Source organism: Vibrio sp. 2096, from assembly GCF_033339595.1.
Taxonomy (GTDB): domain Bacteria; phylum Pseudomonadota; class Gammaproteobacteria; order Enterobacterales; family Vibrionaceae; genus Vibrio; species Vibrio alginolyticus.
The window spans coordinates 1-1,114 of the sequence record NZ_JAWOUX010000091.1 but is presented as its reverse complement, the minus strand read 5'-3'; the positions used below and the strand labels follow the sequence as shown (position 1 = coordinate 1,114).

Here is a 1,114-nt window from a genome sequence, read left to right as displayed (position 1 = left end):
TGCTCACGTTATATGGCGTCAGCGTTTTCCGTAAATTCCCTCTCAAGTGCGCTCATGTACTCACGTTTCTGATACCGGTATTCAGTGGCCTCTTTTATTACTTCACCTTTTATTCGCCATCTATTCGTATCCGAATCATTTTTCTTAGTATCTATTTGAGCTTAGTCACCTTCTGCAGTGGTGTTGCGATGGTCAAGGGAAAAAGAGACGATCTAAAACTGCCCGTTCAAGTGATGGCGTACGCCTTCTTTGGGTTTAGTGCTTTTATGGTGGGCAGAACCGTTTGGAGCATTTGGGCTCCTGAAGTCACCAGTTTTATGAATGCAGGTATCATCCACCAGCTGACGTTTCTATTTAGTATCTGCCTCATTGTTGCTTTGAGCTTTAGTATGTTGTGGTTGATCAACGCAAGATTGGTGAAATCCATCAACGATCTTTCTCATTTGGATGCATTAACTGGGTTATACAATCGACGTGCAATGGAAGTCATTGTGCCTAACCTTGTGAATCAAGCACGCGAAAAAAATACGCCTATCAGCATCGTTATGACTGACGTGGACGATTTTAAAACCATTAATGACCAATACGGACACACCACTGGCGACTCAGTCATGGCAACCATCGCCACGATTTTTAAACAAACGTTACCAGAGTCAGCATGTACCGTTCGCTTTGGTGGTGACGAGTTTATGATTGTGTTGCTTGCCAATGCCGAAAACGCGAAAGCCTATGCCGAGTTAGTACGTCGCAGCATTGAACGTGAAACGTCGCTGCTTGCTTTTAAAAACCAAGTCACGATGAGCTTCGGCATCAGCGAGTTAATGCCCAATGACAGCTTGCAAGATGCACTTACCCGAGCCGACGAAGCACTGTATTGCTCAAAGCACACCGGGCGAAATCAAGTCACGACATTCCAAGATGAAAGCGAAGTGGGTGGTAAGTTCATCCAAACACCGACCAAAAGCGCATAACGGAAAGGTAAAACGACATCGCTCCTATTACTCCATTCACGAATCGGTGTAATCGGAACGATTCAGACCAAATTTTTGCATTTTCTGATTTAAGGTGCGACGTGGTAAATCGAGCTCTTGCATCACTTCATTAATCCGTCCTT

Annotated in this window: 1 protein-coding gene; it reads left to right on the top strand. The window is 44.6% G+C overall.

Translation table 11 applies throughout. The features are described 5' to 3' along the window. Window positions 1–971 (top strand): GGDEF domain-containing protein (locus R7Q41_RS24290; protein ID WP_318144739.1); only part of this gene is annotated, 971 nt, incomplete at its 5' end. Between the last annotated feature and the right edge of the window lie 143 nt (window positions 972–1,114).